Source organism: Pseudoalteromonas sp. SG43-5, from assembly GCF_014164345.1.
GTDB lineage: Bacteria > Pseudomonadota > Gammaproteobacteria > Enterobacterales > Alteromonadaceae > Pseudoalteromonas > Pseudoalteromonas distincta.
This window is the reverse complement of the sequence record NZ_JACJFA010000007.1, coordinates 42,261-67,399: the sequence shown is the minus strand read 5'-3', so window position 1 is coordinate 67,399 and position 25,139 is coordinate 42,261. Positions and strand designations below refer to the sequence as shown.

The following is a 25,139-nucleotide window of genomic DNA, read 5'->3' as shown; positions in this document are numbered from 1 at the left end:
TTTTATTACGCTTGGGACTTCTCATGTTCTAAAAATGCTTTAATGCAGTTTATTTCTGCAAGTTTTACTTCTTCGCCTATTTCAGGGCCTTTTTTGCCATTTTTAAGTGCATCTTGCACTACTTGTTTCTTATCCATTTTTTGCAGTTCAGAATGAATTGCTCGCAGTTTAGCTGCTTGCGGGTATGGCTTATCTACCAGTGTTTCACCACGCCCTTGTGCATCGCATTGGCATGCTTGGGTAAACGCTATAAAACGTTCTGGGTGTACCAACGCATTTAAGTTAGTCACTATTAGCTTGTGAATGGTTTGCGGCCTTAACTGATCAATTGTATGGCAAAGGGTGTGATTATCACTGGTGAGTACACCAACATCGCGAAAACGGTTTGGCACTTTTAAGCGCTCACAAAACGCCTCAATAACTGCAACACCTTCGCGTTCGTGCCCTCGTAGGTTTCCATACTTTTTAAAACTCAGCGCTTTTCCAAAATCATGGGTAAGTGCAGCAAAGCGTGCTTCTAAGTTAAAATTCAAATCGGCTGCACGCCTAAGTACCAACATAGTATGCACAAATACATCCCCTTCAGGATGATGGTTTGCCGGTTGCGGTACATTGACCATGCGCTCAAGTTCTGGAAAAATACCTAAACCTTGCAGTGCTTCAAAATAAAGCTCAGGGTGCTTTTCACCCAGTGCTTTTTCAGTTTCAAGCCACACGCGCTCAGGTACTAAATGATTTAGCTCACCTTTATTTTTAAGCTCGCGCATTAATGCATAGGTACTTGGGTGAATACGCCAATCGCTGCCATAGCGCGCTAAAAAACGGGCAATACGCAGTACTCGAACAGGGTCTTCTACAAATGCCTCTGTGGTGTGGCGCAGTGTTTTATTTTGTAAGTCAGTTTGGCCATTAAACGGGTCAATAATATTACCGTGTTCATCAAGCGCCATTGAATTTATGGTCAAATCACGCCTTGCTAAATCTTCTTCTAGCGTAACGGTTGGGCTGGCATCAACCACAAAGCCTGTGTAGCCTTTGCCACTTTTACGCTCTGTGCGCCCCAGTGCGTATTCTTCTTTTGTTTTTGGGTGTAAGTAAACCGGAAAGTCACTACCTATTGGCACAAAACCAAGCGATTCCATCGTTTTTGGTGTTTCCCCAATCACTACATAGTCGTTATCTTTTGATTTTATATTTAGCAGTTTGTCGCGCACTGCACCACCAACGAGGTAAACTTGTTTTAAGTTACTTTTCACTTTATTCCCAATAACACTTGCCCAATTGTTTGACGCTAATCATATCATTAATTAAAAAATTCTGCGGTATTTGCCAAGCTTAAGTAAGCTCATTACAATGGCGCATTATTTTTAGCTATAGCCTCACAATTAATGAAAAACCATTCATCAAAAAAAGAACTCATATTACTACCCATTTTATTAGTGGTTATTTTAATGTGTGTGGCGGGTCACTTTTTACTACAAGCAAATTTTCAAGACAGTAATGTGGTTGAATACATGTTGGCAGCACTGCCGTTTGCTATGTTTGGGTTGGTTATTGTGGCGTTTAAAATGGCGGCTAAAAGCGAAAAAGATGAGCAAAACGAGCAGGACTCTTAATCCTACTCTGTTTTAGCTACTTATTATAATTTAAAGTATGTGATAGCCAAACCAGTCTGGCTTTATCGGCTGCGATATACCGCTGGGCGTGAGCTTAATGTTTAGCTGGCTGTCGAGTAAATCAATGGCAAAGCAATCGTCCACATCATGTAAATCATCTTTATGAATATGACTAAGCCCTGCGAGCAAATCGTTTTTAGCGCGCTCTTTAGCTTCATGGCTACTGCTTGCAACATACAGTGCAAAGTCATGTTGCTCAGCCATTGAATCACTTCTGTAAGCGCCTAAATTTACAAAATAGAGTTGTTTATTTTGCTCCACATAGCTATCAACAACTTCTACTTTAAAGCCATCAATATGATTAATTGCCATGTAGCTATCCATGTGAACACTACTTCTGTCGCCTACCCATTGGCTTTTTAACTTTGAGTAGGTTTGCTCTATATTCTCCCCTACTACAAAACGAATATCATGCATTTCAATGTGGCAACCTTGAATCCGGCCACCTAAATACACCATAAATAACTGCATGCTTTTCCTTAACCTAAATTATCAACATCAATATTATGCTTTTTAATCAACTTATAAAAATCTGAGCGGTTGCGCTTGGCAAGCTTAGCGCCTTCAGCTACGTTACCACCTGCCATTTTTAAAGTGTTAATTACATAGTCGCGCTCAAACTCTTTTTTAGCGTCGTTTAGTGATAATGGTTCTACGTATGTTTCGTTACTATTTAGCGCAGCTAACACTAAATGCTCTGAAATAACATCGCTTGGCGTTAATGCTACAACCTGCTCTACTACGTTTTGTAATTGGCGGATATTACCTGGCCAGTCGTAACGTACAAGCGCATGCATAGCATCGCTTGCAAAGTGTTTTTCAGTTTGGTTCATGCGCTTAGCAATGCTTGCACTAAAGTGCTGTGCTAATAAGCTTATATCTTCGCGGCGCTCACACAGTGGCGGTAATTTTAAATTAACTACGTTTAAACGATAGTATAAATCTTCTCTAAATTGCTGGTTTAAAATAGCTTCAGGAAGATTTTTATGTGTTGCCGACACTATGCGTACATCAATTGCTATCTCTTCTTGAAAACCTACTGGGCGAATTGTTTTTTCTTGTAATACGCGCAGTAACTTAACCTGTAAGTTAAGCGGCATATCGCCAATTTCGTCTAAAAATAACGTGCCACCCTGTGCTTGTTGAAACAAACCTTGGTGATCTTTAATTGCACCCGTAAACGAGCCTTTTTTATGACCAAATAATTCGGACTCTAAAAGCTCCCCTGGTACAGCGCCGCAGTTAATTGCAACAAAAGGGCCACCGCTTACATGGCTATGCTGGTGAATCGCCTGTGCGAGTAATTCTTTACCAGTACCACTAGCCCCCGAAATAAGTACATTAACTTGCGTTGGCCCAAGTAGTTTTACTTGCTCTAACAAGTGCAGCATTGCACCACTGCGCGTAACTATATTACTTTTAGGTGCAGCTTCATCGGCGTTAACACCATGAATTTCTATCGCTTTTGCAAGGCTGTCAAAGAGCTCATCTTTATCCACTGGTTTAGTTATGAATGCAAAAATGCCCTGCTTAGTTGCCTCTACTGCATCAGGAATTGAGCCGTGCGCTGTCATCATAATGACAGGTAATGCAGGGTAGCGGCTTTGCAGCTGACGATGCAGTGCCATACCATCCATTTCATCCATGCGTAAGTCGGTTATTACGGCGTCAAACACTTGGCTTTTAAGTATTTGTAGTGCGGTTAAGCCGCTTTCGCAGGTTGTTACTTCGTATCCTTTTGATTCAATACGAATAGCGAGCAGTTTTAATAAGCTAGCGTCGTCGTCTACGAGTAATACTTTTGCACCTTGTACTTTAGTTGCGGCCATCGTTACTGCTCCTTCGTTTCTTCTCGTAGTAAAAGTTGCTGCTCAATCGTTGCTAACGATGAGAGGGTTTCTTGCATTTTATTATTAAGTGCTTGCTGCTCTTTTTTAGCATTTATTTGCATAGTTACTTGCTGCTTTTGAAGCCATAAATATTGCTTTATGTCATCAGGCCAAAAGTAAGCAAGATCGAGCTTTAGCAACTGAGTCATTACCGTATTTGGATCATTATTTATGTTTAAGCACATAAATTTAAAAAAGCGTTTAAGCTCGTTTTCGCCTGTAAAAACATCTTTGCTAGGTACCAATTTAAACCCGCCACACTGATTAGCGTGCCATGCAATAACTTGCTCTGCAGGAGGATAGCTTGGTTCAATTTTTGGTCTAGGTTTTGGACTAGGGTTACTGTTTTTGTCGGTCGTTTTTTTTGTATCGACCACAGGTGCAGGTGTAATTGACACACGCTCTTCTTGCCCATTATTAATTTCACAACCTGATATAACCATGCTGCTACTGAGCACACATAAAATAGCGATTAAACGCAAGCGCATGTTAATTAACTCCTAGATTTTTTGTTATGGGAATTTTAATTGAAAACCGGCAACCATGTGGCTCGTTATGCTCAACACTAAGTGTACCTCTTAGCTGTTCAACAGACTCTTTTACAATAGTTAAACCCAGCCCACTGCCTTGCAGCGTAACATTTTTACTGTGTTTACCTTGATAAAATGCGCTGAAAATTTGAGTTTTTTCTTGCTCTTTAATACCGCACCCTTTATCAAGTACAACGATACAAAGCTGGTTTTGCTCAAGCGCTAAATTAATAGTAACGCTTTGCTTATCTTCTGAAAATTTTAAGCCATTTGAAATAAGCTGAATTAAAATCATCTCAATAAGCTCACTAGGTAAAGCAAGCGGTTTGTTAGGTAAAGTATTTTGCCACTGCAGAGCTTGCTGACGCGCAGTTAAGCGATGCTCAAAATGGCTATTAATTTTATTAATAAGAAGACTAAATTCAACTTCGCTTAGGCTATCTTTACTGGTGCGAATAGCATTATAACTCAGCAAGCTGTCAATCATTGTACGAAGGCGCACCATAGATTGGCTAATAAGCTCAAGCACTGCTTTTTGCTCAGCGGTAATTGGACCTACTATTTCATCAGTTAATAAGTCAGTGCCTTCGACCATTGAAGCAAGCGGCGTTTTTAGCTCATGAGTTACATGGCGTAAAAAAGTATCTTTTTGCTGCTCAAGCATATGAAGCTGTTCTTGTACCCATTGGAGCTTTTCTCCTAGCTCAACAAGCTCAGCTGAACCTTTCACAGATATTTTTTGCTGCCAATGCCCCTGCCCAAGCTTATCAATAACCGTAGTTAACCCTTTTAGCCGCCCACTTATGCGCCATAAAAAACCACCCCCAACAATTAAAGTCAGTGGAATAAGTGCCACCAGCCAATTTATAAATGACGCTTGCAGGCTTGTAAGCTCTTTTTGGTTATTGGTAATTTGCGCTTCGTTTTTATCACGTAACCATAAAGTAAGCTCAGCAACTAAATCGCTCACTGGCACAAATAGCTCAGCTTGCTGTTGTTTTTTCTCAACAAGCTCTACATGCGCGGTTTGTAAGGTGGTATATAAGCGTTGCCATTGGTTGATATACTCTTTATTCGTGTTTACAAATTTGAGTTCATCAATGCTTTGTAGGGATGATTGCCATTTATCAACAATAAGCTTATCTAGCGATTCACTTTTTAATACCCAGTTTTGTCTAGTGGCGCGTTCAAGACTGTTGAGTTCTTGCTTTAAAGTGTTAAACGATTTGGTAACTTGGTAGTTGCTACTCACAATACTTTGAGTAACCGCTAATTGCTTATTAAGCGCATTTAAAAATACGATCACCACTATAGAAAGCGGCAGTAACGAAAGCAGCATACTCATTGCAAATTGCCCAATTAAATTAGGCCGCCAGTTAAGCATTGCTTGGTATTTTTTAGCTATGGTTGCTGGCATTTCGTTTAGTCCTTTTAAGTTAAGCGTTCTATTATTAAGTGCTTACCTTATACACTAGCTGAACCAGCAATTATATTTAATACGATTAACAGCCAGCACTACAAAACAATGTGTCGCCAAATAGAGACAACGTAACTTGTTGATTTTAATAAACTCCCTTTTAACCCCATTAAATAGTGTTGCAAAAGGCGCACAAAAATTACAATAAACCCAGTAAAAACTTCTCACTGGTTTAAAGCTAAAACAATAACCAATTGAAAAATAACAACAATTATTATTGGCACCATTTTTGTAATAGGAGTAATAACTTTAATCAATAAGGAAATAATTATGAACAAACGCATTTTAGTAATTTCATCATTACTGGCTTTAGGCTTTTTAGGCGCTAATGCACACGCAATGGACGTTCACGCGACTTTTAACGAACTTGATAAAGACAGTAACGGCACATTAAGTGAAGCCGAAGCAGGTGAAGATGCTGTGTTACACGAGAATTTTTCTCAAATTGATACTAATCAAGATGGGCAATTGTCGCTAGATGAATTCAAAAAATTTATTCAATAAACTCATTTAATAAGGAACGTGATTATGAAACAACTTATAGCCGCTTTTTCATTAATGTTTTTAGCAATTAGTGCCACCGTAATTGCATCGCCAATAAATGTGCGTTTTGCCCACTTAGATAAAGACATGGACGGACAAATATCAATTGCAGAAGCAAAGGAAGATAAGGAAGTAATGAGACAATTTGCCGACTTAGATGAAGACGGTGATGAAAAGGTCTCAAAAAAAGAATTTGAAAGCTTTAAACCTTAATGAGTAATTACTGATTAAGCTTTACTTAAGCTTGTTATAGGTAAACTGGAATTAAAAGCATTTGCCATAATCCCTGAGGGAGTGTGTAAAAGGATTTAATGTTGGGAGTTAAATTACGGCAAGTGCTTTTTCCTTTTCACTTTATTTTAGCCACAAACTTTAAATACATCTTTTGGAAGGAACACCATGAAGATACTTCCCCTTACTATAAGCATCTTAATGCTATTAAGCTTTGATGCAGCTGCACTTGATGTAAAGCAACGCTTTGATCACCTCGATAGCGACAAAAGTGGCTATTTAACGCATGACGAACTTGATCCCCAACCACAACTATTAAACACATTTGTAAAATGGGACAAAAACCAAGATAACCAAATTTCGTTAATCGAATTTAAAAATTACCTTACCAATAACCTCTACTGAGTATTTTTCATGAAAAAAACAAGCTATATAGCGCTTTTTGCGTTTAGTATTTTTAGCACATTAGGCTTTGCTGCAAGCAACAATGTTGCAGAGCAATTTGAAAAACTTGATAGAAACCAGGATGGTTTTTTAACACGTTCAGAAACCGCTGTAGACCCTGCTTTGTGGTCTCGGTTTTCAAGCTACGATCAAGACAAAGACGGCAAGCTAACGCTAAGTGAATACAGTTTATACGCTAGTAAATAAACCCTTTCAAAAGCTAGATATTTTATGTTCTAGCTTTACTGCTTTTTTCTTCATCATAATTTGTCTCACATATTGGTATTATAAAGTTGGGTTTGCTAGTGTTAACGCACTAACAATAAAAAATAATGCCTTATGTCGCTCAAAAAAATAATCAAACCACTCATACTAGCCAGCCTTTGCGCTAGTTCTAGTTACACTCTTGCACAAACAAAAGTAATTTATAACGCAAATGGTTATACCCCTTTATACCAAGGTGAAGTACAGCAGTTTACTACCCTCGTTATTAAAAATGGCAAGGTAGTAAAACTAGGTAGCGATACACTTAAAGATAGCTACCCAGATGCCAAGCTAATTGATGCGCACGGTAATACCTTATTACCAGGCTTAATTGATGCTCATGGGCACGTTATTGGCCTTGGCGATAATTTATCGCAACTTGATGTACGCGGTGCAGAATCGGTTGATGAAGTAACGAATAAACTAAAAGTATTTGCCGATAACAAACAAGGTTGGATTATAGGGCGAGGTTGGAACCAAGAGCTTTGGGCTGATACACGCTTTCCTACTGCTAAAGATTTAGACAAAGTAGTTAACGATCGACCTGTGGTGCTTTCTCGAGTTGATAGCCATGCCATTTGGGTTAATTCAAAAGCGCTCGAACTTGCAGGTATTACCGCCCAAACAAAAGCACCTGAAGGCGGTGAGATAATTAAAGACGAATTTGGCAATCCTACGGGTATTTTTGTAGACAAAGCAGAATCGCTAATTACCCAGCATATGCCAGCCCCTTCAAAACAAGATATAAGTGACTCACTTGATGCAGCAGGTAAACATTTATTAAGTTTAGGCATTACCTCTACTCACGATGCAGGTATTGATAAAACCACATGGGAGGTTTATAAAGAGCGCGGCGACCTTGGTAATTTACCGCTACGTATTGTGGCAATGTTAAGTGGTGCAAGCCCTGATTTAGACACAATGTTAAAGGCAGGCCGATACCACGACAAAAATGACTTTATGGAAATTCGCAGTGTTAAAGTTTACGCCGATGGCGCACTGGGCTCTCGTGGTGCAGCACTTATTGAAGAATATGCAGACAGACCTGGTCACCATGGTTTAATGCTTGAAACGCAAGAGAAACTCGAAGCACTCTTTACACAAAGCTTTAAAAGCGGCTTTAGCGCAAATACTCACGCCATTGGCGACAAAGCAAATAAAGTAGTACTTGATGCCTATCAAAATGTGTTTAAAAAAACGGGCGGTATATTACTGCGAAACCGAATAGAGCACGCCCAAATTGTAACCCCTGATGATATCCCTCGCTTTAAAGCGTTAAAAATAATCCCTTCAATGCAGCCGGTGCATGCCACTTCTGATATGCATATGGCAGAGCAGCGTTTAACTGAAAAACAACTAAGCGGCGCCTACGCGTGGCAAACATTTTTACAGCAAGGTTCGGTTGTTGCAGCGGGCTCTGATTACCCTGTAGAGCTTGCAAATCCATTTGATGGTTTGTATTCAGCCATTACACGCATGGATCATAACAAACTACCGGAAAACGGCTGGCGTGCAAGTGAAGTACTAAGCCGCGAAGATGCATTACGTGCATTTACTCTCGGTGGCGCCTATGCAGCTCATCAAGAATTTAAGGTGGGTAGTTTAGAAAAAGGTAAATGGGCCGACTTTATTTTAATTGATAAAGACTACTTTAAAGTACCTGTTGAGGAGATATACAAAACAAACGTACTGCAAACATGGGTAGCAGGAATAAAGCGATACGAAAAAACTAAAACAGAAAATACCACCGAAAAATAAAACTAAAAAAGGGTTAACGCAAGTTAACCCTTTTTGGTTGTGTAGGAAGGCACTTTTAGCTAAACATGTTTTTCACATCTTTTAGCATGTCGTTGTACTCATCACTTGTGAATAATTGCATAGACGGTATAACGCCTTTGTCTATATACGTTTGCAGCGCTGCAGACTTATCAGAAACTTGTAACGTGCCCTCTAAAATAGCCCCTACTCGAATAAAATCCACGTAACTAACTTTTTCAGGTTTGTAACTTGGGTCAGCCCAGCTCTGAGCTACATCAACAAACTCTTTAGGGAATTCCCACGCTTGCATAATAGATGAGCCAACCTTTCCGCTAAGCTTTTGAATTGCATGAGCCAAAAAGCTTGGATTAGCAAATACCTCTGGGTGGCGCTCAGCTTCGGTTAAAATTGGTAATACACCAATATTATACACAAGTGCGGCGAGTGTAATAGAATCACGATTTAGTGACGTGTGCTTACTATTTTTTAAATAAAATTCCATGAGTGATATTGAATGGCTAGCAACAGTTAATGTTTTTTGCCATGCCTTACCCATGTAGCCTTTAATTAGCTCATTATTTGATACAAATAATTGTTCCATAGCCATAGCTGTAGCAATGTTTTTAATTTGACGTAATCCAATACGAGTCACTGCTTGTTGTAAATTAGATACTTTTACAGAACGTCCCATAATCGCACTATTAGCTACTTTTATCATACGAGCTGAAAGCGCTGGATCTTGTGAGATTACATCTGACATTTGGATTAAATTCACATCTGGGTTATCTGCAGCTTGGCGAACCTTAATCGCTACTTCAGGTAGCGTTGGTAAAACCAACGTATCGTTATTTATTCTATCGACTAGAATCGTTAATAAAGCGTTTTCTGTAGACATAAAGCTGCCATCCTTTTGTGTTCAGCCTGTAAAGTAACTGCAAACTCAAGCAGTTAATTTTCGTATTAGTAATATAATTAGTATTGTCTAACTTACCGATAAAGTTAAGAAAATTATAGAAGTTTATTTTTATTTATAATGCTTTACCGCTCATGCTTGCCTTACAACGCCAAATACTTGCTATTTACCATTTAGTTTTGCTTTAATGCACTCACAATAAGGAAGCGTTTGTACATACTTAATATTTTAACTAAAGCAGTACAAATTATTAAACTTACTTTTTAACAGGCAATATAATGATCTTAAATAAAATTAGCCAAGCAATTATGCTCTCTGGTGTTGTTTTTCTTAGCGCATGTTCTGAACAAGCGCCGTCTTCTACCGACAACACAGCCGTAGAGCTTGCTCAAAAAAGCAGTGCACAGTCAGGCCCTAAGCTTATTAATGCAGATAAACAACGTTTAGATATTTACACCGACTTTAGCTTACAAAGTGATTTATTGCACTTAAGCGATAATCAACGAGCAATGGTTGCAAAGCTTATTGACGCTTCAAAAATAATGGATGAGTTATTTTGGAAGCAAGCATTTGGTGAAAATAAAGATGCTTTTTTAGCAAAACTAAACGATGAAAAAGTACGTAAATTTGCTGATATTAACTATGGTCCATGGGATCGTTTAAATGGTGATGAAGCATTTTTATCCAGCTATAAAGAAAAACCTCTTGGCGCACAGTTTTACCCTGCTGATATAACCAAAGAAGAGTTAAACAATGCAGACGTTGAAGATAAAACAGGGCTTTATTCTGTAATTAAGCGTGATGAGCAAGGTAAGCTTTACAGCGTGCCTTATTCAAAAGAATACGCTGATGAGCTTGCAAAAGCCGCTGATATTTTACGTGAAGCAAGCAAACTTGCTGACGATAAAGAATTTGCTAACTATCTAAACTTGCGTGCCGATGCTCTACAAAAAGATGACTTTCAAGTATCTGACTTTGCTTGGATGGATATGAAAAATAACCCAGTAGATGTGGTTATTGGTCCAATTGAAACTTATGAAGATCAATTATTTGGTTACCGCGCAGCTTATGAATCTTACGTACTTATTAAAGATTTAAAATGGAGCGAACGCTTAGCTAAATTTGCAGCATTTTTACCTGAGCTTCAAAAAGGCTTACCTGTAGATGCTAAGTACAAACAAGAAGTACCAGGCTCTGACGCCGACCTAAATGCATATGATGTTGTTTACTACGCTGGGCATTCAAACGCGGGTAGTAAAACAATAGCAATTAACTTACCAAACGATGAGCAAGTACAGCTAGAAAAAGGAACTCGTCGTCTGCAACTTAAAAACGCAATGCGTGCTAAATTTGATAAAATTTTAGTACCAATTTCAGAGCAGTTAATTGTACCAGAGCAGCGTAAACACATTACTTTTGATGCATTTTTTGCCAATACGATGTTCCATGAAGTGGCTCACGGTTTAGGTATTAAAAATACAATCACAGGTAAAGGTACTGTTCGTCAATCACTACAAGAACACGCAAGTGCCCTTGAAGAAGGTAAAGCCGATATTTTAGGTCTATACATGATTGAACAGTTACTTAAAAAAGGCGAAATTACTGAAGGCACTATTGAAGATTATTACACGACCTTCATGGCAGGTATATTCCGCTCAGTTCGTTTTGGAGCATCAAGCGCGCATGGTAAAGCAAATATGATCCGCTTTAACTTTTTTGCTCAAGAAGGTGCTTTTTCTAAAAATGAAGAAGGCTTATACCGCGTTAATATGGAAAAAATGAGCATTGCAATGGCCAAGCTTTCTCGCTTAATTTTAACTCTGCAAGGTGATGGCGATTATGAAAAAGTAGATCAACTAATTGCAACGCATGGCGACATTAAAGAAGAACTTGCTAAAGACTTAGAAAAACTAAGCAAAGCTAATATCCCTGTAGATGTAACATTTAAGCAAGGTAAGGAAGTACTAGGGCTTAAATAAGTTTAGTTAAACTTAGTTAAACCCTAAAAAAGCGTTGCAGCTTAAAACTGCAGCGCTTTTTTTAGCTCTGTGATTTGTAGATCTGTATAAGGCACTGCTGGGTGTTTACCCCATATTGGCGCAGGCCATGCAGCATCACTCGTAAAACGCGCAATATGATGAATATGCAACTGCGGCACCATATTACCTAAAGCCGCTATGTTTAATTTATCAGGTTTAAATACATCCATTAATAATTTACTTAGCTTGGCTGACTCTTTTAAATAAACAATTTGATCATCCTCAGATAAATCAATTATCTCTTTTAAGTTAGCCCGCCTAGGCACTAATACAAACCACGGATACAAGCTGTCGTTCAATAAAAGTACTTTACACAATGGCCAATCGGCAAGTTCTATACAGTCGCGTTTAAGTTCTGGCGCTAGTTTAAATTCAAGGTGAGTCATTGCTATGTCCTACTTTGTCTTTGATAATCGCCACTTTATAGCATTTAGTTGCAGTTGCACACGCTTGGCTTTACCATCAAAGCAATATTTATAATAAGCTAAGGCAACCTTGTGCTAAAAAAAATAAAACACCTCTCACTAGCTATACCGTTAATGGTTGGCGCTATTAGTGTTCAAGCAAAACCTTTATCGCTGGAGCGAATTTTTGACGATCCGAGCCTTTCTGGTAAATCACCTGTACAACTTAAATTTTCGCCTGACGGCAGCCGTGTAACTTACCTACAAGGCAAAAGCGATGACTACAACCGCTACGATTTATGGGAATACAATCTAAAAGATAACACCAACCGTGTGCTAGTTGATTCGGCAAAGTTATTTTCAGGCCCAGAAAACCTATCAGATGAAGAAAAAGCACGCCGCGAACGCCAACGTATTTTTGGTAAAGGCATACTTGAATACAAATGGTCTAAAGATGGCAAAGCACTTTTATTCCCACTCAATGGTGACCTTTATTATTACGATTTAGCCTCAGATAAAAGTAAAAAACTAACCGACACTGAAGCATTTGAAACCGATGCACGCTTTTCACCTAAAGGTAACTACGTATCGTTTATTCGAGAGCAAAACCTTTATGCTTTAGAGCTTGAGTCTGGTAAAGAGATTCAGCTTAGTAAAGATGGCGGCGGCGTAATTAAAAACGGCATGGCCGAATTTGTTGCTCAAGAAGAAATGAGCCGTATGACAGGTTACTGGTGGTCAGGTGATGAAACTAAAATTGCCTATACCCGCGTTGACGAAACCCCTGTAAAAGAAGCTATCCGTAACGAAATTTACGCTGACGAAGTTAAATTATTTAACCAGCGCTACCCGTTTACAGGTACCGATAACGTTAAAATTCAACTTGGTGTGGTTAAGCTAAACGACCAAAAAGTAGATTGGATTGATTTAGGTAAAGATGAAGACATTTACATTGCACGCGCTAAATGGCTAAAAGACGGCAATACACTGTCGTACCAATGGCAAAATCGCTCGCAACATAAATTAGAACTGCGTTTTTATAACAGCGAAACTAAAGCCCAAAAAGTAGCGCTGACCGAAAACAGCGAAACGTGGATAAACCTACATTTTGATCTTGAGTTTTTAAAAGACAAAAAACACTTTGTATGGGCATCTGAGCGCGACGGCTTTAAACATTTATATCTGTATCGTACAAACGGTCAACTTGTTCGCCAAATTACCTCAGGTGACTGGGCTGTTGATAGCTTAAAAGGTATTGATGAGAAAAAAGGCATTGTTTACTTTGCCGGTCGAAAAGATACACCGCTTGAAAGCCATTTATACAGCGCGCCTTTATTTAAAAAAGGCGATGCCAAACGTATTACCGAAAAAGGTCAGTACCACAATGTTGTGCTAGCAAAGGACAGCAAAACCTTTATCGATAATAGCTCGTCTGATAATAAACCAAACTCAGCAGCGCTTCGTAAAGTAAACGGCGAATTCATTACCTGGCTTGAAGAAAATAAGCTTGATAGTAGCCACCCGCTTACCCCTTATTTAAGCGATTTAACAAAACCAGAATACGGCACAATTAAAGCCGAAGATGGTCAAGTTATGCATTACCGTTTATTTAAGCCTAGCAACATTACTGATGGCAAAAAGCACCCTGTTATTGTTAACGTATACGGCGGCCCGCATGCTCAACGAGTGACGAATAGCTGGCGCAGTAAAAACTTGTACTTTCAGTACATGGCGCAACAAGGTTACGTAATTTTTCAACTGGATAACCGTGGTTCGTACAACCGTGGTAAAAAGTTTGAAGATGCTATTTATAAACATTTAGGTGTGGTTGAAGTTGCCGATCAAATTAAAGGCGTAGAGTTTTTACGTACACTTGATTACGTTGATCCACAACGCATCGGTGTTTATGGCCACAGCTACGGCGGCTACATGGCACTTATGACTATGTTTAAAGCAGGCGATTACTTTCAAGCCGGCGTATCAGGTGCTCCAGTAACCGATTGGGCTCTATACGATACACATTACACAGAGCGTTATTTAGGTCACCCTGATACAAATGCTAAAGGCTATGAGGACAGCGCAGTATTTCCATATGCTGATGGCTTAAAAGGCCCATTAATGATTTACCATGGAATGGCTGATGACAACGTATTGTTTACGCATTCAACTAAGTTATTTAAACAACTGCAAGATAACGAAAAACAGTTTGAAATGATGACCTACCCAGGCTCTAAGCACAGCCTACGCGGTAAACAAGTGCAAACACACTTACATCAAACAATTACAAACTTCTTTAATCGCCATTTTGACGTTAAATAAGCAAGTAAAGTAATAACAGACTAAAGGCTGATTGATAAATCAGCCTTTTTTTTGCATTAATAGGCGTTAAGCCTAGATTAAACTCTTTTTTTAGCTACGCTTATTCTATGCGCTAAAGCGCACACTTTTTGAGGATAAATGTATGCCTAATCTACGAAGTTTTAGTATATCCCAGCGTTTTTCACTGTTAATAGCCATCGTTGTATTTGGACTAATAATACTTAGTATATCGAGCCTAACTCATCAATATAGTTCGCTAAAAGACGAGCAATACATAAAAACACAAAATGTAGTAGAAACGGCGTACAGTATAATCGAGCACTATTATGCGCTTGAACAAGATAACACTCTCACTCAACAACAAGCTCAATCACAAGCACTTAATGCAATAAAAGCACTGCGCTACGACAAAACCAATTACTTTTGGATTAACAATTACCAGCCAACAATGGTTATGCACCCTATAAAACCTGCGCTTGATGGAAAAGATTTAACTAATAACAAGGACCCTGACGGCAAAGCATTGTTTGTTGATATGGTAAATATAGTTAAACGCTCTGGCGAGGGATTTATCCCTTATAAATGGCCAAAACCAGGTAAAGATAAACCGGTTGAAAAAATCGCATTTGTTAAAGGTTTTAATCAATGGCAGTGGATTATTGGCTCGGGTGTTTACCTTGATTCAATTGAAGAAGCATTTAGCGAGCAACGTAACCTTATAGTCATCAGTGCAATAATTATGATTATTGCTGTTATTTTACTTAGTTACTTTATAGGTAAGAGTATTTTAATACCGACTCGCTTAGCAGCCGATATGATGAAAGACATTTCTCAAGGCGAAGGTGATTTAACCCGTAAATTAAATGAATCCGGTAATGATGAAATATCTGAACTATCACGTTCATTTAATTTATTTGCTCTAAAAATGCGCGAGTCACTTGTTCATGTAGCACAAAGTGCAAACGATGTAAGCGAACATGCGCATACAGTTGACGACTCAAGTAGAACAAGCCACTCATTTATTGAGCTTCAAAACGATAGTTCAACCCAAGTTGCAGCTGCCATGGAGCAAATGACTCACCAAATACACGATGTGAGCCGTAACGCTGAAGCCGCAGAGCAAGCAGCTAAGGATGCAGCACAAAATGCATCAACGGGTAAAAATGTGGTTGCGCAAACAATTACAGCAATAGAAACACTCTCAAGCAACATTGAAACAGTCAGCCGTGTAACAGAAGATTTAGCCAACGAGAGCCATAATATAGGCTCTGTGCTTGATGTAATAAGAAGCATATCGGAGCAGACAAACTTACTGGCATTAAACGCTGCCATTGAAGCAGCTCGCGCAGGAGAGCATGGTCGAGGATTTGCTGTTGTTGCAGATGAAGTAAGAACACTGGCCAGTCGTACAGGGCAAAGTACTGACGAAATTCAAACCATGATCACTAAACTACAAGAAGGTGCAAAAGCAGCAGTAGAAGCAGTTAAATCAAGCCAAGCACTTTCAGTTTCTACCGTAGAGCAGGCGTCATCAGCCAATACTTCACTTAATGAAATAGAACGACTTGTTTCAATTATTACCGAAATGAACAGCCAAATAGCACGTGCCACAGAGCAACAAACGCAAGCTGCCGACGAGGTTAATTTGCGTATTAATGAGCTATCTCAATCAACTGAGCAATCATTAAATAATACTAAGCAGCTTACCGATGCCAGTGATAACCTCAAACAAAGTAGCGAAGGTCTTTCGAGCGTAGTTAATCGTTTTAAATTAGATTAATCGATAGCGTTCTCATAAAATGCAAAAGCCCTGAATTAACAGGGCTTTTTTATTACATGTAAGTTTTTAGCTTACAAACAATAACGTGCAAACAAGCTCGTTACTGATGCAGCTGTTGGCTTACCATGCTGCCAATCACCGCCTTCAACACCGCTACCTGCTATATCCATATGAACATAAGGTAGAGGCTGTGCAGAGTCATTACCGTGCTTATCAAGCCCACCAACAATAGCCATAAACGCCATAGGGAACTGATGTCCACGAGCAGTAACGGCAGATGCTGCGTTATTGCTAGATAAAACATCGTCAGCTAGCGTACGTGGTTTAATAAAGTCGTAGTCTTCACGGCGTGAACGCGATACTTCAGCGCCATCGGCCCACAAATCTCCAAGGTCAGCTATTTGACGTGAAACACCAGCACTACGAGCTGGACCATTTTCAACATACGCACCGTAAGGACCCATTGCGCGAGCTGCATGACCCGTTAATGTAGCAACAGTAAACAGCGTTGGATTAACCTCACCTTTAGCTAAATCTTTCATTTCGCTAAGCAGGTCGCCCATTGCTAAACGCCCTTCTGCATCGGTATTACCAATACGGACACGAACACCTTCACGGCTAGTAATAATTTCATCTGGCACAAAACAATCTGAGCCAATAGAGTTACGAACAACAGCTAAGTACGAGACCACTTTAACGCCTTTAGGCTGATAATCAGCAACGGCTTTCATAAAGCCCGCAACAGAAGCTGCGCCGCCTTTATCACGGCTCATGCCTGCCATATGGCCGCCTACTTTTAAATCTGCACCGCCTGTATCGTATACAAGGCCCTTACCTACAAACATAAGTGTGCGAGTAATTTCGCCCTCTGGTACATATTCAAGCTTGACAACACGTGGGTGATGGCGCTCAACTGCATACGATGCGCGAGCAACTGTACTTAGCATTGGGTAGTTTTTATCAATAGCTGCAATATCATCAATTACGTCAACTGCAATGTTTGAGCCTTTAAACAATTCAACGCAGTAATCAGCAAAACGTGGGGGAGCCATACGCTCAGGTTCAGTACCACACAGGTCACGCGCTGCATATTGGCCAGCTGCAATTGCATTAACAGCTTTAATAGTTTGCTCGCTTGCGCCAACTAAACCAATCTGTGTAATTGGTTCAATGCTTTCACCGTGATATTCACGCGCTTCTAATGGCTGCCATAAGGCTTGGCAAGCGCCTAAATAAGCAACCTCTAAAGCATGCTGATAACGGCTATCGCCATTTAAATTTGGTAAAAATAATGCAGGGTTAATACTGCCCGACGCTTTTGCTTCGTTAATTGCTAATTTAGCAGCATCAAAATAACGACGCACGTCGTCGTAATCTCTATTTAACGGACCGGTTGGCGCAAGTACAACGCGCTTGTTTTCAATTACTAATAAAGTAACTTGCTTACCGATGCGAGAATCTACGTTTGCTTGAGCTAAAATAGCATCACGTAATGAGTTATTTGGTAACTGAGAAAAGTCATTACTAATAATAATAAGCGCATCATGAGATGTGCATTCAAGGATTGCACTAACCGCTTGAGGGTATGCCATAAATAAGGTCCTGTTAGAAAACATAAGCCCCTATTATCGTCGATTTAAATATTGAAGACCAGTAAGGAGCGATGAGCTAATCACATAACCTATCAATAAATGGCAACTTGGAGTTACAGGCTTTACAGCTTAATCGAGAATACTAAGTTGGAAGTTTTGCTCTGGCTCGTTTTTAATGCCAACGCCTATGCCAAGTAATCTTACAGGCTGTTGTAGCCCACGCTGGTAGGCCTTAGTAAGTAGTTGAACAAATATTTCTGTATTTAGCTCGTGGTATACCTGATCGGCAGAGGTCACTACAAAATTTGCAAACTTCACCTTAACACTCAATTTATTAATACGGTTTTGTAACTGCTGTTTATTAAGCCTTAAAACTAATTCGTCTAACAATCTTGGCAGCTCATCTAAGCACTCTTGCAAACTTGTTTTGTTGTACTCGTAGGTATGTTCAACACTCAGCGATTTTCTTATACGATCTGTGGATACTTTACCAACATACTCACCTGCACATTTTTGATAAAGCGACACACCAAAATTACCCACATGTTGCTGCATCCAGTTAACGCCTTTTTCACGTACATCCTTGCCGGTATATAAGCCTTTTAAATTTAGCTTTTCGAGCGTTACTTTGCCCACTCCTGGAATTTTCCCAAGCGGTAATTGCGCTAAAAAGTCATCGACCTCATCAGGCAAAACGACAAATTGACCATTCGGTTTATTTTCGTCACTGGCTATTTTGGCAATAAATTTAATCGGTGCAATACCAGCTGATGCAGTGAGCCCTGTAGCATTGTAAATATCGGCTCTTATTTGCTGTGCAATAAGTGTGGCACTGCCTTTACAAGCGGTGCTGTCTGTTACATCTAGGTAGGCTTCGTCTAAAGAAAGGGGTTCAATTAAGTTTGTATAGCGGCTAAATACTTCACGTATTTGGTTTGAAGCTTCTTTATATACAGCCATGCGCCCTGGGACAATAACTAAATCGGGGCATAATTGTTTAGCATGATAGTTCGACATAGCCGATCGCACGCCATACTCTCTAGCTATATAGTTAGCGGTTGAGAGCACGCCTCGTCGGCTATTGCCTCCAATAGCAAGCGGTACACATGCAAGTTTTGGATTATCTCGCATTTCTACTGCTGCATAAAAGCAATCCATGTCTATGTGAATAAACTTCTTCATCACCACAATAATAACTGGTTATTTATACAGTCATTATTATAGAATAAAATGTGATATGCAAGCCTAGGGCCTGTTTATCTTTCGAGGTTAAATTTGCAGCAGTATGTTTGGTATTTAGGCAAGGCTGAGCCTATGTAGTGTGGTTATTCCCCATAAATAGGCGATAACGTAGCACAAATGCCAAACATATGCTGCCCGAAGGGTTCTGCCTAGGGGCAATTTACTCTTTGTTGCTCGGTTTTTACTTAGCCCACTAGGTCACAAACCTCGCGCCGCGATTAAATAGCCCCTAGATTGAACAAATTTTAATCCTGAAAGGTCAACAGGCCCTAGTTAACGATTAAAAAAAGTGTTTATTGTCCTCCGATCTCTTATAACCACGTAGCCAATACATAACCTCAAATAAAAATCCTGCCAACATTAAAATGATAGCGCCAGATTCATTCCCCATCGCGTAACAGGTAAAAGAGGCTATAAAAACCAAACAAGCTAAGGACCAATTAATTATATTCTGCATATTATTACCTTTGTGTGTGTTTGTGTGTGTCTGTGTAATTTAACTGTAGACCTAAAATTAAACAGGTACAATCATCTTATAAAAAAAACATGCCATTAATTACCTTGAGCTCGTAACACCATGTTGATAATCTAAGTACTTTAAAAATCAAGGGCCAATAAATAATGCAAACGTTTAAAGATCAGCACCCTATTCATACCGATATCACCGTAGCATGGGCTGATATGGATGCGCTACAACACGTAAATAATGTAGTGTATTTACGTTACTTTGAAATAGCCCGAATCGACTTTTTAAATAAAATAAATTTGTTCGACACAATAAGCCCAAACGGTGTGGGCCCAGTAATAAGCGAAAATAACGTTCGCTATAAACGCCCAGTAACTTTTCCCGACACACTCACTGTAGGCGTTACAATTACAGATCTTAAAACAGATCGCTTTACCATGAACTACACAGTTTACAGCCATGCACAAAAAGCAATAACGACTACGGGTGCATCTAAAGTTGTAATGTTTGATTTTACTACAGGGCAAAAAGCCCCAATCTCCGAGCCTCTTTTATCGGCTTTAATCAGCCATGCTCAAAACTAATTTAGTTAAGGAATTTTTATGCAATACAACCCACTAGGTAGCAGTGGCGTAAACGTATCTCGAGTGTGCCTAGGGAGTATGACTTGGGGTAAACAAAATACTCAAAGCGACGCTGATGAACAAATAGCCTACGCGCTAGAGCAAGGCGTAAACTTTATTGATACAGCCGAAATGTATGCTGTACCTCCTTCGCCAGAGACCTATGGTAAAACCGAGGAAATTATTGGCAATTGGCTATCGCGTAATAAACAAAAACGCAGCGATGTGGTACTAGCTACAAAAATTGCAGGCAATGGATTATCGTGGGTACGTGATGGCGGCAATATTACTCGCCAAACAGTAATAGAAGCCGTGGATGATTCACTTAAGCGACTTCAAACAGACTACATTGATTTATATCAACTACATTGGCCAAACCGCTCTACCCCTCACTTTGGCAGACAATGGCCCGGCACTCTTAAATTTACCGACGTAAATACACAAGAGCAGCAAGCTAGTATGCTTGATATTCTAGAAGGCCTTAATGAATGTGTTAAAGCAGGTAAAATTAAGCACTGCGGTTTATCTGACGATACGCCATGGGGTATAAGCCAGTTTTTAAGTTTGGCCAAAGAGCATAACTTACCGCGTATGGTATCTATTCAAAATGAGTTTAGCTTAGCGCACGCTAAAGACTGGCCGTATTTAATAGAACAATGTGTACACGAAGATATTGCCTACTTACCGTGGTCGCCTTTAGCAGCCGGTTTATTAACGGGTAAATATCTAAATGGAGCTCGCCCAGAAGGCTCTCGTTGGACCTTCATGCAGCGTAACGGTATTTTTAGAGATACACTCAATGCAGAGCAAGCAACTAAGCAGTATGTTGAGCTGGCTCATGCAAACAATATTACTCCAGCACAACTAGCCTTAGCATGGTGTAACCAAGTAGATGGCGTAACTTCTTCAATTATTGGGGCAACATCTATAGCTCAATTAAAGGAAGATATAGACGCATTTAGCATAACGCTAAACGACGAAATTCTTAGTGAGATTAACACCATATTTAGAAACCATCCGATGCCTTATTAAGCATGTATGAGTTAAAAGCAGCCTTGAATGAGGTTGCTTTTTAACTAAAATATTTGACCCTACTACAACCAACACTATACTTTTATTAAGTTTTCTTAATTCAACGAACACTTATCAATGCTGAAAAACGGATACTATGCATTTTGCTTATTAATTGTATTCAACGCGCACGCCGTTGAGCAAAAAGTACAACCTCTAGAAGAGATTATTTGGCTGCAAAGTTACACGCCCCCATTTCATATAGCTAAAAGTGAAAGCGCACCACAAGGCGGTATTTGCGACAACCTAACCGAGCAACTCATTAGAACCATAACTGATGTAAAACATACTCGCTTAATTGTTCCTCAGCAGCGTATAAATAAATATTTAAATGAAGGGAAAAATGTATGTTTTCCGTGTGTTATTTATAAAAAAAATAATAACCAACAACTTAACTACTCAAATCCAACAACGGTATATCCCCCATTTTCAATTATCACGACTAAAGATCTAAAGCCGCAATTAGAAGAAAAGCACGGCTCGCCTATTCACCTTATTAATTTATTAACCGACCCGCAATATGTATACGGGCAAGCGGCTGCACGTAAATTTACAACTAAAATTAATACAATTATTGAAAATACAAAACGAGATAAAGAGTCTTCGTTAAGTTGGAGTAGCGAAAATGAAAGTCAGGCTGTTATAGCACGCTTGAGTCACGGCTTTTTAGACTACTCAATTGATTACCCGTTTATGGCTGATTACTTTAATAAACAAGGGGAGTATACGAATATAGAAAGTGTGCCAATTGCAGAAAATGACATTCAATTTATAAGAGGAGCAATAGGCTGTGCGGCTAAAGCACCTAATAATTTTGCAGAGCAAGCCCTTAAAAAAATTAACCGCGCATTAAAAAATAATGTACTTCAATCGCCTGAGTATCAACAAAGTCAGCATAATTGGCTTAAAACCACCTTTACTGACTTTGATAAACACTACCAACAGCAAGTCATTAATTTTTACTTACTTGCCACTGATGCTCAAGCAAACACTGATCATTAGCATAAAGCGCCACTGCAAAAATACTTTTAGCTGTTACCTCACCTACGCCCGACGGTGTACCTGTCATTATTACATCACCGTCTTCTAAGCTCATAAATTCACTAATTTCTTGTAAAATTGAGTCAGGGTTGTGCAGCATAAAATGAGTATCACCTCGCTGAATCACTTCATTATTAATTTTAAGTTCAAAGGTAAAGTGCTTCATTGCATCAGTTAGCGCTACAAAATCAGTTAAAATTACAGAGCCGTCGAACGCTTTAGCGCGCTCCCATGGAAGCCCTTTATTTTTTAATTTACTTTGCGCAGTACGCTTAGTTAAATCAAGGCCGAGTCCAACACCTGCAAATTTTTTATCTTTAACTACAAAACATAGCTCGGTTTCATAATGCAGCGTATCGCCGTTGTGAGCTGCAAATAACGTATTAGTAATTGCGCTATTTGGCTTATTAAATAAAACCATTTGATCTGGCGTTTCGTTATTTAGCTCTGCAATGTGTGCGGTATAATTACGACCAACACACACTACTTTTGATGGTGTTAATTCTTCAGATACTAACTTTATTGAATGCATATAAATAATGTCTCAGTTATTGGACCTGTTGACCTTTCAGGATTAAAATTTGTTCAATCTAGGGGCTATTTAATCGCGGCGCGAGATTTGTAACCTAGTGGGCTCGATAACTGCTCCTGCGTTATTCTACTGACTTACATCCCTGTAAGAATAAGTAAAAACCGAGCAACAAAAAGTAAATAGCCCCTGGACAGAACCCTTCGGGCAGCGCATATTTGGCATTTGTGCTACGTTATCGCCTATTTATGAGGAATAACCACACTACATAGACTCTGCCTTGCCTAAATACCAAATAAACTGCTGCAAATTCAACCTCGAAAGATAAACAGGCCCTAGCTAATAAGCGTTTCAAGTAAGCTCAAATTAATAGGTTTAAGTAAAACTCGGTCAATATTTAAATCTTTTATTTCTCTTGGATCTGGCTCTGCGCCACTTACAATCACTAAACGTAATTCAGGGTATCGTTCATTAATTTGCTGGCCTAAGTCAACGCCACGACCATCAGGTAAATGCATATCTAACAATACCTTATTAAATTGCTGGTCGTGATTAAGTATTTGCAAACATTGTGCGCAGCTAGACGCAATGACGGTTTCAACGCCTAAACTTTCTAAAAGTAGTTGCGTAATTTGCGCTGCATCATGATCGTCTTCCACAAGTAAAAAGCGCTGCTTTTTCTCGGTTAAGCCATTACTACAATTTATATCTTTAGCTTGCGGTGCATGCTCTGGCGCTACCAAGTAATCTTGCAAACATTGATATAAAGCCGCGCTATCAACAGGCTTTGGTATTACATCGTTAAAACCAAGTGCAGCAAGCTCCTCATGTATGCCTTTCATCGTAGCGGCAGTGAGCGCAATTATTGGGCCTTTGTAGCCCATTTTTCTAAGCTCTATGGTGGCTTCCTTGCCGCCCATTACAGGCATATGAATATCAATAAAAATAATATCGTAAGGCGCTTTATACGCATCTGCTATGCGTACTTTTTCAAGTGCTTGCTGGCCATGTTCGGCATAATCTACGCGCGCACCACAGGTACTGATCATATGACCAACTAGCATGCGTAAATCACGTAAATCATCAACCACTAACACTCGCCCATGCACTTTGCATGGAGCCGATTTACTTTGTAATTGTGGGGCACTACTAAAATTAAGTACTTGTCGTTCTACTTCGCTAATATCACCTGGATATACCGAAATCGTAAATGTAGAACCTTTGCCTATTTCAGAGTGCAAACTAATATCACCGTGCATACGCGCTAACAATTCAGCACATATTGCCAAACCTAAGCCTGCGCCACCTACAGAGCGTGATTCTACATCGGCTATTTGTTCAAATGGCTTAAATATAAGTTCTTGTTTTTCAGGGGCAATGCCCATACCTGAATCTTTAATGCTAAAAAATAGCATTTCGCGATCATCAACCCATTGCGTCCACGCATTAACAACAATTTCGCCTTTATCGGTAAATTTAACCGCATTGTTTATTAGATTTATTAAAATTTGACGAACTCTTGTTGCATCCAGTCGTGCAACCAAAGGTAATGGCTGATGTGATTCAAAGCGCAGCGTAAGGCCCTTATCAAGCACCGATACGCGCATTAGCGTGTATACATCGGCAAGCATGCTATCAAGGTTAACTTCGCTTAGGGTAAGTTCCAGTTTATCGGCAGCTATTTTAGATAAGTCGAGCACGTCGTTTAACAAGCTCAATAAGTGTTTACCATTTCGATAAATAACACCCAATTCATTTTCAGCTTGCTGACTAAAATCGCTCTGCATTAACAGTTCGGTGTAGCCTAAAATAGACGATAGAGGAGTACGTAACTCATGGCTCAAATGAGCTAAAAATCGATCTTTTGAACGGTTTTCGGCTTCAGCTTTTAAGCGTTCTACTCTCTCGCCTTCAACATCTTTACGTGCCAAAGCATAACGAATAGCACGCGCAAAGCGGCTCGAACTCATTTCTGTTTTAATTAAGTAATCTACTGCACCGGCATCAAGCGCCGCCGAGTCTAACTCGTCGTTTGACTGCCCGGTAAGCATAATAATGGGACCGCTAAAGCCATTGGCAATTGCTTCTTTTAATACATCTAAACCATTCGATGCACCCAAGCGGTAATCAAGCAGGCAAATGTCGTGCTCATTTTTACTAAGCGTTGCAATTGCCTGCTCTGGAGAGCTTATCCATTGAATGTTAAACGTGTGTGAATCCAATTGGTCCAGATAGTCGCAGGTGAGTATGTAATCATCTTCATCGTCTTCTACAAGCAGCAACTGAGTCACTTTATCTAACATACAAT

The 25,139-nt window shown here is 39.5% G+C and carries 23 protein-coding genes; 12 read left to right on the top strand and 11 right to left on the bottom strand.

All coding sequences use genetic code 11. The features are described 5' to 3' along the window. Positions 1 to 5: 5 nt before the first annotated feature. Positions 6 to 1,256, bottom strand: coding sequence for a multifunctional CCA addition/repair protein (locus tag H5161_RS09540; RefSeq protein WP_182769156.1), 1,251 nt, complete (start codon positions 1,254 to 1,256; stop codon positions 6 to 8). Positions 1,257 to 1,388: 132 nt separating this feature from the next. Here H5161_RS09540 and H5161_RS09535 point away from each other — a divergent pair, with 132 nt between their 5' ends. Beyond that, complete coding sequence (locus H5161_RS09535; protein ID WP_182196206.1) at positions 1,389 to 1,616, top strand: hypothetical protein; 228 nt, start codon at positions 1,389 to 1,391, stop codon at positions 1,614 to 1,616. A gap of 30 nt (positions 1,617 to 1,646) precedes the next feature. On the opposite strand, the gene H5161_RS09530 is transcribed toward H5161_RS09535, so the two are convergent. From H5161_RS09530 to H5161_RS09515, 4 genes are read right to left on the bottom strand one after another with little or no spacing between them, the layout of a single operon-like run. After that, positions 1,647 to 2,147, bottom strand: a complete 501-nt coding sequence (locus tag H5161_RS09530) for a DUF1543 domain-containing protein (protein WP_002961636.1) — start codon at positions 2,145 to 2,147, stop codon at positions 1,647 to 1,649. An 8-nt stretch (positions 2,148 to 2,155) separates the two neighbouring features. Then, positions 2,156 to 3,505 carry a sigma 54-interacting transcriptional regulator gene (locus tag H5161_RS09525; protein ID WP_182769155.1) on the bottom strand — a complete coding sequence of 450 codons (1,350 nt, stop codon included), beginning with the start codon at positions 3,503 to 3,505 and terminating at the stop codon, positions 2,156 to 2,158. 2 nt (positions 3,506 to 3,507) lie between these two features. Then, positions 3,508 to 4,053, bottom strand: a complete 546-nt coding sequence (locus H5161_RS09520; protein ID WP_182673323.1) for a hypothetical protein — start codon at positions 4,051 to 4,053, stop codon at positions 3,508 to 3,510. A 1-nt stretch (position 4,054) separates the two neighbouring features. Continuing rightward, positions 4,055 to 5,512 carry a sensor histidine kinase KdpD gene (locus H5161_RS09515; RefSeq protein WP_182723959.1) on the bottom strand — a complete coding sequence of 486 codons (1,458 nt, stop codon included), beginning with the start codon at positions 5,510 to 5,512 and terminating at the stop codon, positions 4,055 to 4,057. A 330-nt stretch (positions 5,513 to 5,842) separates the two neighbouring features. Between H5161_RS09515 and H5161_RS09510 the strand changes: the two genes are divergently transcribed. The 5 genes from H5161_RS09510 (at position 5,843) to H5161_RS09490 (ending at position 8,812) form a co-directional block, all read left to right on the top strand. Beyond that, a complete protein-coding gene (locus tag H5161_RS09510) occupies positions 5,843 to 6,076 on the top strand; it encodes an EF-hand domain-containing protein (protein WP_002961641.1) in 234 nt (77 codons plus the stop codon). A gap of 24 nt (positions 6,077 to 6,100) precedes the next feature. Next, positions 6,101 to 6,328 carry a hypothetical protein gene (locus tag H5161_RS09505; protein WP_182769154.1) on the top strand — a complete coding sequence of 76 codons (228 nt, stop codon included), beginning with the start codon at positions 6,101 to 6,103 and terminating at the stop codon, positions 6,326 to 6,328. Between the two features lie 186 nt (positions 6,329 to 6,514). After that, positions 6,515 to 6,751, top strand: coding sequence for an EF-hand domain-containing protein (locus tag H5161_RS09500; RefSeq protein WP_182694203.1), 237 nt, complete (start codon positions 6,515 to 6,517; stop codon positions 6,749 to 6,751). 9 nt (positions 6,752 to 6,760) lie between these two features. Beyond that, positions 6,761 to 6,997, top strand: coding sequence for a calcium-binding protein (locus H5161_RS09495; protein ID WP_002961647.1), 237 nt, complete (start codon positions 6,761 to 6,763; stop codon positions 6,995 to 6,997). A 132-nt stretch (positions 6,998 to 7,129) separates the two neighbouring features. Next, a complete protein-coding gene (locus H5161_RS09490) occupies positions 7,130 to 8,812 on the top strand; it encodes an amidohydrolase (RefSeq protein WP_182723958.1) in 1,683 nt (560 codons plus the stop codon). Between the two features lie 55 nt (positions 8,813 to 8,867). Here the strand turns inward: H5161_RS09490 and H5161_RS09485 are convergent, their stop codons facing one another. Next, the gene (locus tag H5161_RS09485) at positions 8,868 to 9,707 is read right to left on the bottom strand and encodes an HDOD domain-containing protein (RefSeq protein ID WP_039485043.1); all 840 of its coding nucleotides are present in this window, start codon (positions 9,705 to 9,707) and stop codon (positions 8,868 to 8,870) included. 296 nt (positions 9,708 to 10,003) lie between these two features. Between H5161_RS09485 and H5161_RS09480 the strand changes: the two genes are divergently transcribed. Further along, positions 10,004 to 11,704 carry a dipeptidyl-peptidase 3 family protein gene (locus H5161_RS09480; RefSeq protein WP_182695732.1) on the top strand — a complete coding sequence of 567 codons (1,701 nt, stop codon included), beginning with the start codon at positions 10,004 to 10,006 and terminating at the stop codon, positions 11,702 to 11,704. A gap of 41 nt (positions 11,705 to 11,745) precedes the next feature. Here the strand turns inward: H5161_RS09480 and H5161_RS09475 are convergent, their stop codons facing one another. Further along, complete coding sequence (locus H5161_RS09475; protein WP_182769153.1) at positions 11,746 to 12,150, bottom strand: HIT domain-containing protein; 405 nt, start codon at positions 12,148 to 12,150, stop codon at positions 11,746 to 11,748. 111 nt (positions 12,151 to 12,261) lie between these two features. Between H5161_RS09475 and H5161_RS09470 the strand changes: the two genes are divergently transcribed. Then, positions 12,262 to 14,487 (top strand): S9 family peptidase, encoded by a 2,226-nt coding sequence (locus tag H5161_RS09470; protein WP_182769152.1) that lies wholly within the window; start codon positions 12,262 to 12,264, stop codon positions 14,485 to 14,487. A 142-nt stretch (positions 14,488 to 14,629) separates the two neighbouring features. Continuing rightward, positions 14,630 to 16,267 carry a methyl-accepting chemotaxis protein gene (locus H5161_RS09465; RefSeq protein WP_182695734.1) on the top strand — a complete coding sequence of 546 codons (1,638 nt, stop codon included), beginning with the start codon at positions 14,630 to 14,632 and terminating at the stop codon, positions 16,265 to 16,267. A gap of 71 nt (positions 16,268 to 16,338) precedes the next feature. On the opposite strand, the gene H5161_RS09460 is transcribed toward H5161_RS09465, so the two are convergent. Both H5161_RS09460 and dinB read right to left on the bottom strand, forming a co-directional pair. Continuing rightward, entirely contained in the window at positions 16,339 to 17,859 is a 1,521-nt protein-coding gene (locus tag H5161_RS09460; RefSeq protein WP_182769151.1) for a leucyl aminopeptidase family protein, read from the bottom strand. Between the two features lie 129 nt (positions 17,860 to 17,988). Further along, positions 17,989 to 19,041, bottom strand: a complete 1,053-nt coding sequence (dinB, locus tag H5161_RS09455; protein WP_182769150.1) for a DNA polymerase IV — start codon at positions 19,039 to 19,041, stop codon at positions 17,989 to 17,991. Positions 19,042 to 19,722: 681 nt separating this feature from the next. Between dinB and H5161_RS09450 the strand changes: the two genes are divergently transcribed. The 3 genes from H5161_RS09450 (at position 19,723) to H5161_RS09440 (ending at position 22,263) form a co-directional block, all read left to right on the top strand. Further along, complete coding sequence (locus tag H5161_RS09450; RefSeq protein WP_002958095.1) at positions 19,723 to 20,151, top strand: thioesterase family protein; 429 nt, start codon at positions 19,723 to 19,725, stop codon at positions 20,149 to 20,151. An 18-nt stretch (positions 20,152 to 20,169) separates the two neighbouring features. Next, positions 20,170 to 21,222, top strand: a complete 1,053-nt coding sequence (locus H5161_RS09445; RefSeq protein ID WP_182769149.1) for an aldo/keto reductase — start codon at positions 20,170 to 20,172, stop codon at positions 21,220 to 21,222. A gap of 117 nt (positions 21,223 to 21,339) precedes the next feature. After that, positions 21,340 to 22,263: an ABC transporter substrate-binding protein gene (locus tag H5161_RS09440; RefSeq protein ID WP_182693575.1), complete on the top strand. Its 924-nt coding sequence runs from the start codon at positions 21,340 to 21,342 to the stop codon at positions 22,261 to 22,263. Here H5161_RS09440 and H5161_RS09435 read toward each other — a convergent pair. Both H5161_RS09435 and H5161_RS09430 read right to left on the bottom strand, forming a co-directional pair. Further along, positions 22,214 to 22,834, bottom strand: coding sequence for a fumarylacetoacetate hydrolase family protein (locus tag H5161_RS09435; protein WP_182711480.1), 621 nt, complete (start codon positions 22,832 to 22,834; stop codon positions 22,214 to 22,216). The two genes, H5161_RS09440 and H5161_RS09435, sit on opposite strands and share 50 nt — an antisense overlap. 332 nt (positions 22,835 to 23,166) lie before the next feature. Then, on the bottom strand, positions 23,167 to 25,134 hold the full coding sequence (locus H5161_RS09430) for a hybrid sensor histidine kinase/response regulator (protein ID WP_039485072.1): 1,968 nt from the start codon (positions 25,132 to 25,134) through the stop codon (positions 23,167 to 23,169). Between the last annotated feature and the right edge of the window lie 5 nt (positions 25,135 to 25,139).

Bases quoted from the DNA above. Each gene is read 5' to 3' on its own strand.
- H5161_RS09535 (WP_182196206.1), top strand. From the start codon at position 1,389: ATGAAAAACCATTCATCAAAAAAAGAACTCATATTACTACCCATTTTA.
- H5161_RS09530 (WP_002961636.1), bottom strand. From the start codon at position 2,147: ATGCAGTTATTTATGGTGTATTTAGGTGGCCGGATTCAAGGTTGCCAC.
- H5161_RS09525 (WP_182769155.1), bottom strand. From the start codon at position 3,505: ATGGCCGCAACTAAAGTACAAGGTGCAAAAGTATTACTCGTAGACGAC.
- H5161_RS09520 (WP_182673323.1), bottom strand. From the start codon at position 4,053: ATGCGCTTGCGTTTAATCGCTATTTTATGTGTGCTCAGTAGCAGCATG.
- H5161_RS09515 (WP_182723959.1), bottom strand. From the start codon at position 5,512: ATGCCAGCAACCATAGCTAAAAAATACCAAGCAATGCTTAACTGGCGG.
- H5161_RS09510 (WP_002961641.1), top strand. From the start codon at position 5,843: ATGAACAAACGCATTTTAGTAATTTCATCATTACTGGCTTTAGGCTTT.
- H5161_RS09505 (WP_182769154.1), top strand. From the start codon at position 6,101: ATGAAACAACTTATAGCCGCTTTTTCATTAATGTTTTTAGCAATTAGT.
- H5161_RS09500 (WP_182694203.1), top strand. From the start codon at position 6,515: ATGAAGATACTTCCCCTTACTATAAGCATCTTAATGCTATTAAGCTTT.
- H5161_RS09495 (WP_002961647.1), top strand. From the start codon at position 6,761: ATGAAAAAAACAAGCTATATAGCGCTTTTTGCGTTTAGTATTTTTAGC.
- H5161_RS09490 (WP_182723958.1), top strand. From the start codon at position 7,130: ATGTCGCTCAAAAAAATAATCAAACCACTCATACTAGCCAGCCTTTGC.
- H5161_RS09485 (WP_039485043.1), bottom strand. From the start codon at position 9,707: ATGTCTACAGAAAACGCTTTATTAACGATTCTAGTCGATAGAATAAAT.
- H5161_RS09480 (WP_182695732.1), top strand. From the start codon at position 10,004: ATGATCTTAAATAAAATTAGCCAAGCAATTATGCTCTCTGGTGTTGTT.
- H5161_RS09475 (WP_182769153.1), bottom strand. From the start codon at position 12,150: ATGACTCACCTTGAATTTAAACTAGCGCCAGAACTTAAACGCGACTGT.
- H5161_RS09465 (WP_182695734.1), top strand. From the start codon at position 14,630: ATGCCTAATCTACGAAGTTTTAGTATATCCCAGCGTTTTTCACTGTTA.
- H5161_RS09460 (WP_182769151.1), bottom strand. From the start codon at position 17,859: ATGGCATACCCTCAAGCGGTTAGTGCAATCCTTGAATGCACATCTCAT.
- dinB (WP_182769150.1), bottom strand. From the start codon at position 19,041: ATGAAGAAGTTTATTCACATAGACATGGATTGCTTTTATGCAGCAGTA.
- H5161_RS09450 (WP_002958095.1), top strand. From the start codon at position 19,723: ATGCAAACGTTTAAAGATCAGCACCCTATTCATACCGATATCACCGTA.
- H5161_RS09445 (WP_182769149.1), top strand. From the start codon at position 20,170: ATGCAATACAACCCACTAGGTAGCAGTGGCGTAAACGTATCTCGAGTG.
- H5161_RS09440 (WP_182693575.1), top strand. From the start codon at position 21,340: ATGCTGAAAAACGGATACTATGCATTTTGCTTATTAATTGTATTCAAC.
- H5161_RS09435 (WP_182711480.1), bottom strand. From the start codon at position 22,834: ATGCATTCAATAAAGTTAGTATCTGAAGAATTAACACCATCAAAAGTA.
- H5161_RS09430 (WP_039485072.1), bottom strand. From the start codon at position 25,134: ATGTTAGATAAAGTGACTCAGTTGCTGCTTGTAGAAGACGATGAAGAT.